Genomic DNA, 15644 nt, shown 5'->3' on the forward strand with positions numbered 1-15644 from the left:
AAAGTCGCCTGTATGCGCAGATAAGAGCAAGTTTTCGAGGCGCGTAAGCCGGACGTAAGTCTCCAGGACTACTTTTCGTCTGTCCGGATGAAAATCCGGCCTGACTACCGTACGAGTGGAGGGAGACATGCAAAACGACATGGTGGCAAGAGTCATTGCCAATCCGAAGTACCAGCGCCTGGTGAAGTTGCGCACGTCATACGGCTGGCTGCTGACGGCGATCATGATGGTCGTCTACTACGGCTACATCGCGGTCATCGCGTTCAACAAGGAGCTGTTCGCGCAGCGGCTCGGCGATGGCGTCATGACGGTGGGCATTCCGGTGGGGTTTGGGGTGATCGTGTTCACGATCATCATCACCGGTATCTACGTGCGCCGCGCGAACTCCGAGTTCGACAAGCTGACCCAGGAAATCATCAAGGAGAGTGCCAAATGAGCGGCCGTTTCACGCATCTGGGCGCGGGGCTCGTCCTCGCGCTGCTGTCTGCTGCGGCGCTCGCCGCCGGGGGCGACCTCGGCCAGGCAGAGAAGCAGGCGACCAACTGGACCGCGATCGCGATGTTCGGCGGCTTCGTCGTCCTCACGCTGTTCATCACCAAGTGGGCGGCGGCGAAGACCAAGTCGGCAGCGGACTTCTACACCGCGGGCGGGGGCATCACCGGCTTCCAGAACGGGCTGGCGATCGCTGGTGACTACATGTCGGCGGCGTCGTTCCTCGGGATCTCCGCGGCAGTCATGGCCAACGGCTACGACGGACTGATCTACTCGATCGGCTTTCTCGTCGGCTGGCCGGTGATCACTTTCCTGATGGCTGAGCGCCTGCGCAACCTAGGCAAATTCACGTTCGCCGACGTTGCCGCGTACCGCTTCAAGCAGACGCCGATCCGCGCGTTCGCCGCGTCGGGGACGCTGGTCGTCGTCGCGTTCTACCTGATCGCGCAGATGGTCGGCGCCGGCCAGCTGATCAAGCTGCTGTTCGGCCTCGAGTACTGGATGGCGGTCGTCATCGTCGGTGCGCTGATGATGGTGTATGTGCTGTTCGGCGGGATGACGGCGACGACGTGGGTGCAGATCATCAAAGCTGTCCTGCTGCTCGCCGGCGCGTCGTTCATGGCCTTCATGGTGCTGCTGGCCTACGACTTCTCGCCGGAAGCGCTGTTCGCCGCTTCGACGCAGGTCAAGGAGCAGATCGCGCTGTCGGCCGGCAAGACTCCCGAGGAGGCGAGCATCATCGGCCAGGCGATCATGGGCCCCGGCTCGTTCATCAAGGACCCGATCTCCGCGATCTCGTTCGGCATGGCGCTGATGTTCGGTACCGCCGGCCTGCCGCACATCCTGATGCGCTTCTTCACCGTGCCGGATGCCAAGCAGGCGCGCAAGTCGGTGTTCTGGGCGACGACCTGGATCGGCTACTTCTACGTGCTGACCTTCATCATCGGCTTCGGCGCGATCGTGCTGGTGTCGACGAACCCGAGCTTCCTTGATCCGAACGGCGTCTTGATCGGCGGCGGCAACATGGCGGCTATCCACCTCGCCAATGCGGTCGGCGGCAACGTCTTCCTCGGCTTCATCTCGGCGGTCGCGTTCGCGACGATCCTCGCGGTGGTCGCCGGCCTGACGCTGTCGGGTGCCTCGGCGGTGTCGCACGACCTGTACGCGACGGTGTTCAAGAAGGGCAACGCGGACTCTGCATCGGAACTGCGTGTATCGCGGATGACGACCGTTGCGCTCGGCATCATCGCCGTCGTGCTCGGCATCGCGTTCGAGAAGCAGAACATCGCGTTCATGGTGTCGCTGGCCTTCGCGATCGCGGCATCGGCCAACTTCCCGGTGCTGTTCATGTCGGTGCTGTGGAAGGACTGCACGACGCGCGGTGCGACGATCGGCGGCTTCCTCGGCCTCATCACTGCGGTCGGTCTGACGGTCGTGTCGCCGTCGGTGTGGGAAGCGACGCTCGGCAATCCGAAAGGCTCGGCGCTGTTCCCCTACACGTCGCCGGCGCTGTTCTCGATGGCTGCGGGCTTCATCGGCATCTGGCTGTTCTCGATTCTCGACAACAGTGCGCGTGCGAAGGAAGACCGCGCAGGTTACCTCGCGCAGAAAGTGCGCTCCGAGACGGGTATCGGCGCTGCCGGCGCCTCGGGCCACTGAGCGGGGTCCACAACCCCCGGCCGTCACGGTGACGGGCGGCGGTGAATGGCAAAACGGCGACGACCGGAAGGTCGTCGCCGTTTTGCTTTTGCATGCCGCCTCGGCGCAGCGCCTCTTCAAACGTTCCCGCGTTCGCCCGCCGCATGCACCGCGACCCACACTGCGTCAGAGCTGGTCAAAGCGACGCGGTGACGGCAACGTGCCGGAATCGTCACCCAATCGCCGGCGTGCATCAACAACTGCCGGCCATCGGCGAACTCGAGCACCGCCTCGCCGCGCACCAGCATCACCCACTCGTCGTCGGGCTGGTCGTACCAGTAGCTTTCCGCACTCGCTGCCGCGTTCGACGCGATGCGCTCGATGCGTACTCGCGCATTGGCGAACAGCGTATCGAAAATTTCGGTGCCGCGTGCGGGCGGCGGCAAGTCGAACAGGTTGCCGTGGTCGGGCATGGTCTGTCACTTGCCCCGCTTCAGGTCGACGAGCGGCACGATGCCCGGCGGCAGGTCGAATTTCGGGCGGTTCGCTTCGGGTTCGGCCAACGGCACGCACGGTTTCAGCGTCGCGAGGCTGCGCACGGTGAGCTCGTGGTAGCAGCGCGTGCCGTCGACTTTCCAGTCCATTTCCTGCACGGTGAGTTCGCGGACCACTTTGGCCGGGATGCCCGCAGCGAGCATGCGCGGCGGGACGACCATGTCGGCCTTGACGAAGGCGCAGGCGGCGACGACTGCGGAGTCGCCGACGATCGCGTTGTCCATGACGACCGCGTTCATGCCGACGAGCGCATTGCGGCCGATACGGCAGCCATGCAGCACCGCGGCGTGGCCGATGTGGCCGTCCTCCTCGACGATCGTGTCGAGGTTCGGAAAGCCGTGCATCACGCAGTTGTCCTGCAGGTTCGAGCCCTGTTCGAGGATGATCCGGCCGAAGTCGCCACGCAGGCTCGCGAGCGGCGCGACGTAGCAGCGTGCGCCGACGATGACGTCGCCGATCAGCACCGCGTCGGGGTGGACGAAGGCGCTCGGATGGACGACCGGACGCAGGCCGTCGATTTCGTAGCAGGGCATCGTTTGAATCTCCCGGATTCGCAAAGGGGACAAGACCGCCGGAGGATGGCGCTCGGAGCGCGGTGTGCGGCGGCGCACGGCCGGCGATGCAAACGGGGCGCCGCAGCGCCCCGTTTGCACGGCGAGAGGCGTTACCTCATTCGACGTGATAGCGCCGCTGCACGACGCGGAAGCGGTTCGCGACGAAGGCGCTGTCGGCGTAGCTCGCATTGGCTGCGGGGTTCATGCCGACTCCATGATAGTCGGAGAACGCTGCCGACTGATTGACGAACACGGCGCCGGTCAGGTTGATCGACAGCGCCGCTCCGGCATGCATCGTCGCTGCGGTCATCGCGTCGAGCACCTGCGGCTTCGTCGAGTACACGCCGACCGTCAGTGCGCCGTGCTCGCGCACGATGCGCTCGGACAGCGCCACCGCGGCGTCGGCATCGGCGACGCGGACGACGAACGAGATCGGGCCGAAACGCTCGACCATGTAGCTTTTCTCGTCGCTCGCGTCGCAGGTCAGCAGCATCGGCGTGCGCACTTCCGCGTTCGGGAACTCGGGATGCTCGAGTTTGCGCGACGCGAGCACCACTTTGCCGTACTCGCCGGCTTCGTCGATGCGGCGCAGCGTGTCCGCGGACTGGATCGCCCCGAGCACCGCGGTCGCAACCGCCGGGTCCGCGAGCGTCTTGTCGATCGCCGCGGCGAGGTCGGCGGCGAACTCGTCGAAGCTCTTGTGTCCCTGGTCGGTGTCGATGCCGCCGGCCGGCACGAGGATCGCCTGCGTCGTCGTGCACATCTGGGCGGAATACAGGCACAGCGTGAACGCGAGATTGCGCAGCATCGCCTTGTACGCATCGGTCGACTCGACGACGACGTTATTGACGCCGGCCAGTTCCGCATACACCTGCGCCTGCCGCGCGTTGTCGATCAGCCACTCGCCGAACAGGTTGCCGCCGGTGAAGTCGATCGACTTGACTGCCGGGTGGGTCGCGAGCGCCTGCGTGTCTTCGCGCTTCGTGACGACCGCGAGGCTGACGAGGTTCGGGTCGAGGCCCTGCTCGGCAAGCACTTCGCGGGCGATTCGCACGGTGATCGCCGCCGGCAGGATCGCGTGCTCGTGCGGCTTGACGATCACTGGGTTGCCAGTCGCCAGCGCGGCGAAGAAGCCGGGATAAGTATTCCACGTCGGGAAAGTGCCGCAGCCGATCACCAGCGCGACGCCGCGGCCGACGATCTCGAAGTGCTTTTTCATCCGCAGCGGGGGATTCTTGCCCTGCGGCTTCTCCCATACCGTTTCAGCAGGGATGCGGCTCATCTCGTCCCACGCATAGGCGACCGCTTCGAGGCCGCGGTCCTGCGCGTGCGGGCCGCCCGCCTGGAAAGCCATCATCCAGCCCTGGCCGCTGGTCAGCATCACCGCGTGCGCGATCTCGAAGCTGCGCTTGTTCAGGCGCTCGAGGATCTCGAGGCAGACGCCGACGCGCCCTTCGGCCCCGAGCCGCTGCCAGCCGTCCTGGGCGGCCTGCGCCGCCCCGACGAGCGCCGACGGCGAGCACACCGGATAGCGCACGCCGAGATCGAGGCCGTAAGGCGAGCGTTCCGGCGCGTGCCGGCCGGTTTCGCCCGCCTGATCGAGCGGGAAATCCTGGCCGAAGCAGGCTTCGACTGCGCGCTTGCCGTCTTCATTGGCCGTTTCGCCATAAGCCTTCGGGCTCGGCATCTCGGGATATGGCGTCCAGAAGCCGCGCGTGCGGATTGCCTGGACGGCGGCGTCGAGCGTCGCGCGGTGTTTTTCGAACAGCGGATGGGTCATGGAACTCTCCTCTCGTCGGGATGGGATGCCGTCGCGCAGGGCTCTGCGTTCTGTAGTGCGCCGATGTTGCAGCGCGGCAAACTTGTCAAGCAAAAAACAGTTGTCTTTTGATCTGGGTCAAGATTACTATTGATTGACCGGTCGGTCAAACAACGCCAGCACCCCAATTCGACACTGGCAGGACGCGACCAGGACGCCGACAGAGTGCCACGCCGCACTCGGGCAAACAATCAGGAGAGCTGAATGAGCAACGAGCTTGACATGCAGGGAGAAACGATCCGCATGGAAGTCGTCGGCGGGGTCGCGACGCTGACGCTGAACCGGCCCGACCGGCTCAACAGCTTCACGAACCGCATGCACGAGGAAGTGCGCGAAGCGCTTGCCGCGGTGAAGGCGGGGCGCGACAAGGGCATCGTCCGCGTCCTCGTGATCACCGGCGCCGGGCGCGGTTTCTGCGCCGGGCAGGATCTCTCCGACCGCGCCGTCGCCCCGGGCGAAGCCCCGGTCGACCTCGGCGCCTCGGTCGAGAAGAACTACAAGCCGCTCGCGATGACGCTGCGGAACCTCGATCTGCCGGTCATCGCCGCAGTCAATGGCGTCGCGGCCGGCGCCGGGGCGAGCATCGCGCTGGCGTGCGACTTGGTGTTCGCCGCGCGTTCGGCAAGCTTCATCCAGTCGTTCAGCAAGCTCGGTGTCGTGCCGGACACCGGCGGCAGCTGGATTCTGCCGCGCCTCGTCGGCCCGGCGCGCGCGCTCGGCCTCGCGCTGCTCGGCGAGAAGCTCGGCGCCGAACAGGCCGAACAGTGGGGCCTGATCTGGAAATGCGTCGACGACGACGCGCTGATGCCGATCGTGCAGCAGGTCGCGGCGAACCTCGCGCAGGGTCCGACTTTCGGCTACGCGCAGACGAAGAAAGCGATCTGGGCGAGCTCGACGAACGACTTCGAAACCCAGCTCGACCTCGAGCGCAACATGATGACGGTGTGCGGCCAGTCGAACGACTATCGCGAAGGCGTCGCTGCGTTCATCGAAAAGCGCGCGCCGCGCTTCAAAGGGGACTAGGACATGAAACTCTCGTCATTCGCCGCAAAGGACGTCAAATGAAGGCGTTGAACAGGAACGTGAAAGTGCTCGTGATCGGCGCCGGCGCGATGGGCAGCGGCATCGCCCACGTCGCCGCGCGCGCCGGCCACACGGTGTATCTGTACGACGGCCGCCCGGAAGCGGTTCAGTCGGGGTGTGCCGGCATCGACAAGGACCTGCGCTACCTCGTCGCCAAGGGGCGGCTGCCCGAAGCCGAGGCGCAAGCGATCCGGGCGCGTGTGCTGCCGGTCGCGGCGCTTGCCGAGGCGCGCGACGCCGGGCTCGCGATCGAGGCGATCGTCGAGGACCTCGACGTCAAGCAGTCGTTGTTCAGGGACCTCGAAGCGCTGCTCGGCGAAGACGCGATCCTCGCGAGCAACACGTCGTCGCTATCGATCACCGCGATGGCCGCCGGGCTCGCGCGCCCGGGACGCTTTGCCGGACTGCATTTCTTCAACCCGGCGCCGCGCATGGCGCTCGTCGAAGTCGTCTCGGGCCTCGCGACCGAGCGCGCGATCGCCGACACGCTGCACGCGACGGCGCGGGCGTGGGGCAAGATTCCGGTGCATGCGAAATCGACGCCGGGCTTCATCGTCAACCGCGTCGCCCGACCGTACTACGCCGAAGCGCTGCGCGTGCTCGCCGAGAAAGCGGCGGAGCCGCAGACGCTCGACGCGATCCTGCGCGAAGGGTGCGGGTTCGCGATGGGGCCGTTCGAACTGATGGACCTGATCGGGCACGACGTGAACTTCGCCGTCACCCGCTCGGTGTTCGAGGCGTATTTCAACGATCGCCGCTTCGCCCCGAGCCTGATCCAGCAGGAGCTGGTTTTTGCCGGCCGGCTCGGGCGCAAGAGCGGGCGCGGCTTCTACGACTATGCGGAAGGCGCGGTCAGGCCGCCGGCGCGCAGCGAACCGGTGCGCAACGCCGAGGCGAAGATCGCCGTGGTCGGCGACATCGGCGCGGCGGCGCCGCTGATCGCGCGGCTCGAAGCGGGCGGCGTCGAAGTGCGGCGCGAAGCGGGCAAGGGCGGACGCGGCTGGATGAAGATCGGCGCGGCGTGCGTCGCGCTGTCCGACGGACGCACTGCGACTCGCCGTGCGGTCGAGGAGGAGTGCCCGAACCTGGTGCTGCTCGACCTGTGTCTCGACTTTGCCGCGACCGGGCGCATCACCGTCGCACGGGCCGACCAGTGCGGCCTCGGCGCGTTCCGCGCGGTCATCGGCACGCTGCAGAAAGCCGGCGTCAACGTGAGCGTCATTGACGACGTCGCCGGCCTGCTGTCGCTGCGCGTCGTCGCGATGCTCGCGAACGAAGCCGCCGACGCGGTGCTGTATGGCGTTGCCAGCGCCACCGACGTCGATACCGCGATGTGTCACGGCACGAACTACCCGAAAGGCGGGCCGCTCGCGTGGGCCGACCAGCTCGGCGCAGCGTTCATCGCCGAAGTGATCTCGAATCTCGCGGCGCATTACGGCGAAGAACGCTATCGCGTGTCGCCGTTCCTGCAGCGCAAGGCCTTCAAGGGAGAGCTGGTGCATGACTGAGGCGGGATTCAGGGATCTTGCCAACGGACTCGAGCCGCAGGCGCTGGCCGAACGGGTGCGCGACGGCATGTCGGAGATGGACCCGACGCTGAAGGGTTTCGGCATCGGCGTCGAAGCGATCGGGCCGGGCTACGCGAAGATGACGATGACGGTGCGCAAGGACATGCTGAACGGTTTCGGCATTTGCCATGGCGGTTTCATCACGCTGCTTGCCGATTCGGCGTTCGCGTATTCGTGCAACAGCTACAACGAAATGACTGTCGCGTCCGGCATCAGTCTCGACTTCATGGCGCCGGGCCGCCCGGGCGACGTGCTCATCGCCGAAGCGAAAGAGCTTTTCGTCGCCGGTCGCACCGGGGTCTATGACGTCAGCGTCGTCAACCAGAAAGGCGAGCTGCTGGCGATGATGCGCGGCAAGTCGTACCGTCTGAAAGGCCGGGCGGTCGTGGATTTGTGAATGACTCTTGATGTGGATCGGGGTGCGCGACGTCCGGTGGTGGCAACAATCGCGCTTCATCATGAAATCCACGCAGCCGAAAACCTTTGGAGGAGAGAACCATGCCAGTGAAGACGCCGTCGCCCGGTGATCTGGAGCCGATCGAGACCGCCAGCCGGGACGAACTGCGCGCGTTGCAGCTCGAGCGGCTGAAGTGGAGCGTGCGCCACGCGTATGAAAACGTGCCGCATTACCGCAAGAGCTTCGAGGCGAAAGGCGTCCATCCCGACGACCTGAAAACGCTCGAGGACCTCGCCCGGTTTCCGTTCACCGCGAAAGCCGACCTGCGCGACAACTACCCTTTCGGGATGTTCGCGGTGCCGCGCGGCAAGCTCGCCCGGGTCCATGCGTCGTCGGGTACGACCGGCAAGCCCACCGTCGTCGGCTATACGCTGAAGGACATCGACACCTGGGCCGATGTCGTCGCGCGCTCGATCCGTGCCGCCGGCGGGCGGGCCGGCGACATGGTGCACGTGTCCTACGGCTACGGCCTCTTCACAGGCGGCCTCGGGGCGCACTACGGCGCGGAGCGGCTCGGCTGCGCGGTGGTGCCGATGTCCGGCGGCCAGACCGAGAAGCAAATCCAGGTGATCCAGGACTTCAAGCCCGACATCATCATGGTGACGCCGTCGTACATGCTGACGATCCTCGACGAGATGGAGCGCATGGGCATCGACCCGAAGTCGACGTCGCTGAAGATCGGCATTTTCGGCGCCGAGCCCTGGACCCAGGGCATGCGCGAGGCGATGGAGGCGCATTCCGGGCTGGACGCGGTGGACATCTACGGTTTGTCCGAAGTGATGGGCCCGGGTGTCGCCAGCGAGTGCATCGAGAGCAAGGACGGCCCGGTCGTCTGGGAAGACCACTTCTACCCGGAAATCATCGATCCGCACACCGGCGAAGTGCTGCCCGACGGCGCCGAGGGCGAGCTCGTGTTCACGACGCTGACGAAGGAGGCGATGCCGGTGATCCGCTACCGCACGCGCGATCTGACGCAGCTGCTGCCGCCGACTTCGCGCAGCATGCGGCGCATGGCGAAGATCACCGGGCGTTCCGACGACATGCTGATCATCCGTGGCGTGAATCTCTTCCCGACGCAGATCGAGGAGCTGATCTGCCACATGCCTCAGCTCGCCCCGCAATACCTGCTGGAGGTCGACAAGAAGGGCCACATGGACACGCTGACCGTGAAGGTCGAGTTGGACCCGGACGCGGTCGTCGGCCGGCATCCCGGGCAGAAGGAAGCGGTCGGCGAGGAGCTCGCGCATCGCATCAAGACTCTTATCGGCGTCTCGGCGAAAGTGCAGGTCGGCGAGCCGTTCTCGATCGAGCGCGTGACGGTCGGCAAAGCCAGGCGCGTCATCGACCGCCGCCCGAAGGAATGAGCGCAACAATACCCATCAGAGAACCCGAATTTTCCGGCAGCGCAATCCTGCGCGGCCGGACATGAAGAAGGAGCACATTCGATGTACACACAAGCTCTGGATATTCCCCAGCAGAACACCGAAGCGAAAGGCCCGCGGACGATCGAGAACCCCGCCTACCAAGCCGAGTTCGACGCGAAGATCGACGCCGGCGGCTATATCGAGGCGAAGGACTGGATGCCCGAGTCCTATCGCAAGACGCTGGTGCGGCAGATCAGCCAGCACGCGCACTCCGAGATCGTCGGCATGCTGCCCGAAGGCAACTGGATCACGCGCGCGCCGACGTTGAAGAGGAAGGCGATCCTGCTCGCGAAAGTGCAGGACGAAGGCGGCCACGGGCTGTACCTGTACGCGGCGGCCGAGACGCTCGGCGTGTCGCGCGACGAGCTGCTCGACGCGCTGCACTCGGGCCGCGCGAAGTACAGCTCGATCTTCAATTACCCGACGCTGACTTGGGCCGATATCGGCGTCGTCGGCTGGCTCGTTGACGGCGCGGCGATCATGAACCAGATCCCGTTGTGCAAGTGCAGCTACGGCCCGTATGCCCGTGCGATGGTGCGCATCTGCAAGGAAGAATCCTTCCACCAGCGCCAGGGCTACGACCTCTTGCTGACGATGATGAAAGGCACTCAGGAACAGCGCGACATGGTGCAGGACGCGGTGAACCGCTGGTGGTGGCCGTCGATCATGATGTTCGGCCCGCACGACAAAGATTCGACGCATTCCGCACAGAGCGCGCGCTGGGGCATCAAGCGCATCTCGAACGACGACCTGCGGCAGAAGTTCGTCGACGCGACCGTCGAGCAGGCCAAGGTGCTCGGCGTGACGATGCCGGACCCCGAGCTGAAGTGGAACGAGGCGCGCGGCCATTACGACTTCGGCGCGATCGACTGGGACGAGTTCTGGAACGTCGTCAACGGCCACGGCCAGGGCAACGTCGACCGGCTCGCCGCGCGCGTCAAGGCCTGGGACGACGGCGCGTGGGTGCGCGAAGCGGCGCTCGAATATGCGCGCAAGCACGACGCCCGCGACAGCCAGGCCGCGTGAATCCCGATAACTATTCAAGCGGCAATCAAATACAACCGTTCGCCCTGAGCTTGTCGAAGGGCGCTGCCAAGGCTTCGACAAGCTCAGCCCGAACGGTATTGCCGGGTTAATAACCGACCGAAGAGCGGGCTGAGCCGCTCTCAACAGAGGAGATGGACATGGAACGCAAGGAATGGCCGCTGTGGGAAGTTTTCGTCCGCAGCCGTAACGGACTCGACCACAAACACTGCGGCAGCGTGCATGCGCCGGATGCGAAGCTCGCGCTGCAGGTCGCGCGCGACGTCTATACGCGCCGCCAGGAAGGCGTGAGCCTGTGGGTCGTGCAGGCCGACCACATCGTCGCTTCCGACCCCGACGCGAAGCCGGAGCTGTTCGATCCGGCCGAAGACAAGATCTACCGGCACCCGACGTTCTACCAACTGCCGGACGAAGTGAACCATATGTAAAGAGGGCGATGACGATGACCCAACAGATGACAAGCCCCGAACATATCGAATACGTGCTGCGCCTCGGCGACAACGCGCTGATTCTCGGCCAGCGCCTGTCCGAGTGGTGCGGCCACGCGCCGGTGCTCGAAGAGGACATGGCGCTCGCGAACATGTCGCTCGACCTGATCGGCCAGGCGCGCATGCTGCTCACCCACGCCGGCCGGCTCGAAGGGCGCGGTCGCGACGAGGATCAGCTCGCGTTCCTGCGCACCGAGCCGAACTACCGCAATCTGACGCTGTGCGAGCTGCCGAACCAGGACTTCGCCCGCACGATGGTGCGCAACTTCCTCTACAGCAGCTTCCAGAAGCTGCTGTGGGAACGGCTGATGACGTCGAGCGATGCCGAGCTGGCCGCGATCGCCGCGAAAAGCATCAAGGAAGCGCGCTACCACGCGCAGCACGCCGGCGACTGGGTGATCCGCCTCGGCGACGGCACGGCCGAATCGCACGCGCGGGCGCAAGGCGCGCTCGACTACCTGTGGCCCTACACGGCCGAGTTCTTCGCCGCGACGCCGGTCGACGACACGGTCGCGGCGGCCGGCGTCGGCCCGGCGTGGAGCGAACTGGAAACGGCGTGGGAAGCGCTCGTCCTGCCGGTGCTGGCCGAAGCGACGCTGACGGTGCCGGCGCGCACGCCGTTCCGTTCGTACGGCAAGTTCGGCCGCCACAGCGAGCACATGGGGCATCTGCTCGCCGAGATGCAGATCATGCAGCGCACCTACCCCGGCGCGCAGTGGTGAGCGGGGCGACGACCGCCATGCTGACCGAAACCCGTGCCTGGGAGGTGCTCGAAGCCGTGCCGGACCCCGAGATCCCGGTGATCTCGGTGACCGAGCTGGGCATCGTGCGCGAAGTCGTCGCGACCGCCGCCGGCCTGCACGTCGTCGTCACGCCGACCTATTCGGGCTGCCCGGCGACCGAAGTCATCGCGCAGAGCATCCGCGATGCGCTGGTCGCTGCCGGCGGCGGAGACGTGACGGTCGAGACGCGTCTTGCCCCGGCCTGGACGACCGACTGGATCACCGAGCCGGCGAAGGAAAAACTGCGCGCCTACGGCATCGCCCCGCCCGGCGGTGACGCGCCGGTCGGTCCGCAGCCGATCCGCTTCGTGCCGAAGAAGCTCGCATGTCCGCGCTGCGGCTCGACCGATTCGGTGCGCCTGTCCGAATTCGGCTCGACCGCGTGCAAGGCGCTGTACCGCTGCCGCTCGTGCCTCGAACCGTTCGAATATTTCAAACCGATCTAAGTCGCCCGAGAGCGGCCATGGAGACTCATTGATGACCCCCAGAACGCCGAAATTCCATCCCTTGAAAGTCACCGAAGTACGGCGCGAGACGCCCGAATCGGTAAGCCTGCGTTTCGAGGTGCCGGCCGAGCTCGCCGACGACTACCGCTTCGTGCAGGGCCAGCACCTGAACCTGAAAGTGCGGGTCGGCGAGGAAGAGATGCGCCGCTCGTATTCCATCTGCGCTGGTGTCGATGACGACGAATTGCGCGTCGCGATCAAGAAGATCGCCGGCGGCGCGTTCTCGACCTGGGTCAACGACAACGGCATCAAGGTCGGCGACGTGCTCGACGTGATGACGCCCGAAGGCCGGTTCCACACGCCGCTAGACCCGTCGCACGCGAAGCACTACGTCGCGTTTGCCGCCGGCAGCGGCATCACGCCGATCCTGTCGCTGATCAAGACGACGCTGCGCGCAGAGCCGAAAAGCCGCTTCACGCTGGTGTATGGCAACCGCCGCCAGGGCAGCGTGATGTTCGCCGAGGCGCTCGAGGACCTGAAGAACCGTTATCTGTCGCGCTTCACGCTGTACAACCTGTTCTCGCGCGAGGAGCAGGAAGTGCCGCTGTTCAACGGCCGGCTCGATGCCGCGCGCGTCGCCGCGTTCCTCGACACGCTGATCCCGGTCGATACCATCGACGAAGCGTTCATCTGCGGCCCCGGCGGCATGATCGACGAAGTGGAGGCGGCGCTGCACAAGGGCGGCGTCGCGCATGAGCATATCCATCTCGAGCGCTTCGGCGTGCCGGCTTCCGCGCCCGAACATCATGTCGAGCCGGGCGACGCGGCGCAGGCGAAAGTCACTGTGATCGCCGACGGTCTCAGGCGCGAGATGGAGTTCCGCGCCGAGGATCCGTCGATCCTCGACGTCGCGCTGCGCGCCGGCATGGACCTGCCGTATTCGTGCAAGGGGGGCGTGTGCTGCACCTGCCGGGCGAAAGTCATCGAAGGCAAGGTGCGCATGGACAAAAACTTCACTCTCGAGCAGCCCGACATCGATGCCGGCTACATTCTTACCTGCCAGGCGCATCCGCTGACCGAGCGGGTCGTGATCACGTTCGACGAGCGCTGAGCGCCCGCCGGCGACCCGGAAACGGACCAAACGGAAAAACAGCGCATGGCTCGAGGCAAGGCACCGACATTCGAACTGCAGCGCGCGACGATCCTCGACGCGGCTGCCGCGCTGTTCGCGCAGAAAGGCTTCCACAACGCATCGATGTCGGCGCTCGCGGAAGCCTGCGGCGTCTCGAAGCCTCTGCTGTACCACTACTACCGCGACAAGGAACACATCCTCTTCGACATCGCGGACAGCTACATCGACCGCCTGCTGGCGATCATCGACGGCGTCGTCGCACGCGGCCTCGACGACGACGCGCATTTCTCCGAGCTCGTCACCCGCTTCATGGAGGAATACGAGCACGCGCACGACCAGCACATCGTGATCGTCCAGGACGTGAAATTCCTGCAGCAGGAGCAGGCGGCGAAGATCGCCGCGAAGCAGCGCAGGGTGGTTTCGGCGTTCACCGACGCGATCGTGCGGATCGAGCCGGGCCTGAAGGGGCGCAAGCTCGAACGCCCGGTCGCGATGATCCTCTTCGGCATGATCAACTGGACTTTCACCTGGATGCGGACCGACGGGCGGCTCACGTTCCGCGACATGGCTCCGGTCGTCACCGGGATTTTCCTCAACGGCGTCAAAGGTTTCGTCGAACAGAGCGGCAGGGTCACGGCATGAGCGGCGAGCCTCGCAGGCTCGCTGCCGCCCCCATTCGGGCTGCTCTACCCGACATCGGGGAGCAGCGCAGCCCAAGGTGCATGTACGATGTGCGGCGGCGGTTTTCCGGGCGAGGCCCCGACTACCTGGTCAATTCGGCCGAGATGAGGAATTTTTGCTCGTCGACCACCGATTTGATACACAATAATCAGCCTGAGCAACAAAAAGTGTTGCACGTGGCCGGAACCCAGTCCGGGGTCGGCCGCTTATAAACCGAAGAGGAGGAGACACACATGAAGCTACGCACTTCAGTAATCGCGGTTCTCGGCATGGCTTTCGCGGCAGGTGCTGCTCACGCCGACATCAATGTCGGCGTTACCGTTTCTGCCACCGGTCCGGCTGCCTCGCTCGGCATCCCGGAAAAGAACACCATCGCGCTGATGCCGACAACGATCGGCGGCGAGAAAGTCAATTACATCGTGCTCGACGACGCTTCGGACACCACCGCAGCGGTGAAGAACACGCGCAAGCTGATTTCCGAAGACAAGGTCGATATCGTGCTCGGTTCGACGGTCTCGCCGAACTCGCTGGCGATGATCGACGTCGTCGCCGAATCCGGCACGCCGATGATCTCGATGGCTGCTTCGGCGCGCATTGTCGAACCGGTCGATGAAAAGAAGCGCTGGGTGTTCAAGACGCCGCAGAACGACGCGCAGATGTCGACCGCGATCGTCGAGCACATGACGAACAGCGGCGTGAAGACCGTCGCCTTCATCGGTTTCGCGGACGCCTACGGCGAAGGCTGGTACGAGCAGTTCTCGAGCGTCGCGGATGCCCGCAAGCTCAAGATGGTGGCCAACGAACGCTTCAACCGCAACGACACCTCGGTGACCGGCCAGGTGCTGAAGCTGATGGCGGCGCGCCCCGACGCGATCCTGATCGCCGGTTCGGGCACGCCGGCAGCGTTGCCGCAGAAGGCGCTGAAGGAGCGCGGCTACACCGGCAAGATCTACCAGACCCACGGCGTCGCGAACAACGACTTCCTGCGCGTCTGTGGCAAGGATTGCGAAGGCACGTTCCTGCCGGCCGGCCCGGTGCTCGTTGCGAGCCAGCTCGCCGACAGCAACCCGGTGAAGAAGAGCGCGATCGAGTACATCACGAAGTACGAGGCGGCACACGGCAAGGGCAGCGTATCGACGTTCGGTGCGCACGCCTGGGATGCCGGCGTGCTGCTCGCCGCGGCGGCGCCAGAAGCGCTGAAGAAGGCGAAGCCGGGCACCAAGGAGTTCCGTACCGCGCTGCGTGACGCACTCGAGAACGTGAAGGAAGTGCCCGCCGCGCACGGCATCTTCACGATGAGCCCGACCGACCACCTGGGTCTCGACCAGCGTTCGCGCGTGATGGTGCAGATCCAGAACGGAGCTTGGAAGCTCGTCCAGTAATCGGTCGGAAACACGCTGAAGCAGACCGGTTCGGCGGCGTCGTCGGGCGCCGCCGGACCCGCTTTCGATGCATCGGAGACAGACCGGGTCCCGCCTTGG

At 65.5% G+C, this 15644-nt stretch carries 16 protein-coding genes; 13 read left to right on the top strand and 3 right to left on the bottom strand.

From position 1 onward, the window contains the following. Nucleotides 1-127 precede the first annotated feature (127 nt). Both GO608_RS04405 and GO608_RS04410 read left to right on the top strand, forming a co-directional pair. On the top strand, nucleotides 128-436 hold the full coding sequence (locus GO608_RS04405) for a DUF485 domain-containing protein (RefSeq protein WP_169197307.1): 309 nt from the start codon (nucleotides 128-130) through the stop codon (nucleotides 434-436). Continuing rightward, complete coding sequence (locus GO608_RS04410; RefSeq protein WP_169197306.1) at nucleotides 433-2151, top strand: cation acetate symporter; 1719 nt, start codon at nucleotides 433-435, stop codon at nucleotides 2149-2151. Before GO608_RS04405 ends, GO608_RS04410 begins: the two co-directional genes overlap by 4 nt. A gap of 116 nt (nucleotides 2152-2267) precedes the next feature. Here the strand turns inward: GO608_RS04410 and GO608_RS04415 are convergent, their stop codons facing one another. The 3 genes from GO608_RS04415 to paaN form a co-directional block, all read right to left on the bottom strand. After that, nucleotides 2268-2603, bottom strand: a complete 336-nt coding sequence (locus tag GO608_RS04415; protein WP_169197305.1) for a cupin domain-containing protein — start codon at nucleotides 2601-2603, stop codon at nucleotides 2268-2270. Between the two features lie 6 nt (nucleotides 2604-2609). Then, complete coding sequence (paaY, locus tag GO608_RS04420; RefSeq protein WP_169197304.1) at nucleotides 2610-3218, bottom strand: phenylacetic acid degradation protein PaaY; 609 nt, start codon at nucleotides 3216-3218, stop codon at nucleotides 2610-2612. Nucleotides 3219-3354: 136 nt separating this feature from the next. Beyond that, entirely contained in the window at nucleotides 3355-5019 is a 1665-nt protein-coding gene (paaN, locus tag GO608_RS04425) for a phenylacetic acid degradation protein PaaN (RefSeq protein WP_169197303.1), read from the bottom strand. 243 nt (nucleotides 5020-5262) lie between these two features. On the opposite strand from paaN, the gene paaG reads away from it, so the two are divergent. The 11 genes from paaG (at nucleotide 5263) to GO608_RS04480 (ending at nucleotide 15545) form a co-directional block, all read left to right on the top strand. Then, nucleotides 5263-6081 (top strand): 2-(1,2-epoxy-1,2-dihydrophenyl)acetyl-CoA isomerase PaaG, encoded by an 819-nt coding sequence (paaG, locus tag GO608_RS04430; protein ID WP_211159216.1) that lies wholly within the window; start codon nucleotides 5263-5265, stop codon nucleotides 6079-6081. Between the two features lie 38 nt (nucleotides 6082-6119). After that, nucleotides 6120-7649, top strand: coding sequence for a 3-hydroxyacyl-CoA dehydrogenase PaaH (paaH, locus tag GO608_RS04435; RefSeq protein ID WP_169197302.1), 1530 nt, complete (start codon nucleotides 6120-6122; stop codon nucleotides 7647-7649). After that, nucleotides 7642-8106, top strand: a complete 465-nt coding sequence (paaI, locus tag GO608_RS04440; protein WP_169197301.1) for a hydroxyphenylacetyl-CoA thioesterase PaaI — start codon at nucleotides 7642-7644, stop codon at nucleotides 8104-8106. Before paaH ends, paaI begins: the two co-directional genes overlap by 8 nt. A 101-nt stretch (nucleotides 8107-8207) precedes the next feature. Next, entirely contained in the window at nucleotides 8208-9530 is a 1323-nt protein-coding gene (gene paaK / locus GO608_RS04445) for a phenylacetate--CoA ligase PaaK (protein WP_169197300.1), read from the top strand. Between the two features lie 81 nt (nucleotides 9531-9611). Further along, nucleotides 9612-10616 (top strand): 1,2-phenylacetyl-CoA epoxidase subunit PaaA, encoded by a 1005-nt coding sequence (gene paaA / locus GO608_RS04450; RefSeq protein WP_169197299.1) that lies wholly within the window; start codon nucleotides 9612-9614, stop codon nucleotides 10614-10616. Nucleotides 10617-10774: 158 nt separating this feature from the next. Then, nucleotides 10775-11062 carry a 1,2-phenylacetyl-CoA epoxidase subunit PaaB gene (paaB, locus tag GO608_RS04455; protein ID WP_011237819.1) on the top strand — a complete coding sequence of 96 codons (288 nt, stop codon included), beginning with the start codon at nucleotides 10775-10777 and terminating at the stop codon, nucleotides 11060-11062. 14 nt (nucleotides 11063-11076) lie between these two features. Beyond that, nucleotides 11077-11844: a 1,2-phenylacetyl-CoA epoxidase subunit PaaC gene (gene paaC, locus GO608_RS04460; RefSeq protein WP_169197298.1), complete on the top strand. Its 768-nt coding sequence runs from the start codon at nucleotides 11077-11079 to the stop codon at nucleotides 11842-11844. Between the two features lie 17 nt (nucleotides 11845-11861). Further along, nucleotides 11862-12350, top strand: coding sequence for a 1,2-phenylacetyl-CoA epoxidase subunit PaaD (gene paaD, locus GO608_RS04465; RefSeq protein WP_169197297.1), 489 nt, complete (start codon nucleotides 11862-11864; stop codon nucleotides 12348-12350). 31 nt (nucleotides 12351-12381) lie between these two features. After that, nucleotides 12382-13461: a 1,2-phenylacetyl-CoA epoxidase subunit PaaE gene (gene paaE / locus GO608_RS04470; protein ID WP_169197296.1), complete on the top strand. Its 1080-nt coding sequence runs from the start codon at nucleotides 12382-12384 to the stop codon at nucleotides 13459-13461. Nucleotides 13462-13506: 45 nt separating this feature from the next. Continuing rightward, a complete protein-coding gene (locus GO608_RS04475) occupies nucleotides 13507-14124 on the top strand; it encodes a TetR/AcrR family transcriptional regulator (protein ID WP_169197295.1) in 618 nt (205 codons plus the stop codon). A 272-nt stretch (nucleotides 14125-14396) separates the two neighbouring features. Beyond that, nucleotides 14397-15545: an ABC transporter substrate-binding protein gene (locus GO608_RS04480; RefSeq protein WP_169197294.1), complete on the top strand. Its 1149-nt coding sequence runs from the start codon at nucleotides 14397-14399 to the stop codon at nucleotides 15543-15545. Nucleotides 15546-15644: the final 99 nt, after the last annotated feature.

The sequence above is a fragment of the Aromatoleum buckelii genome, assembly GCF_012910785.2.
In the GTDB taxonomy this organism is placed as follows: domain Bacteria; phylum Pseudomonadota; class Gammaproteobacteria; order Burkholderiales; family Rhodocyclaceae; genus Aromatoleum; species Aromatoleum buckelii.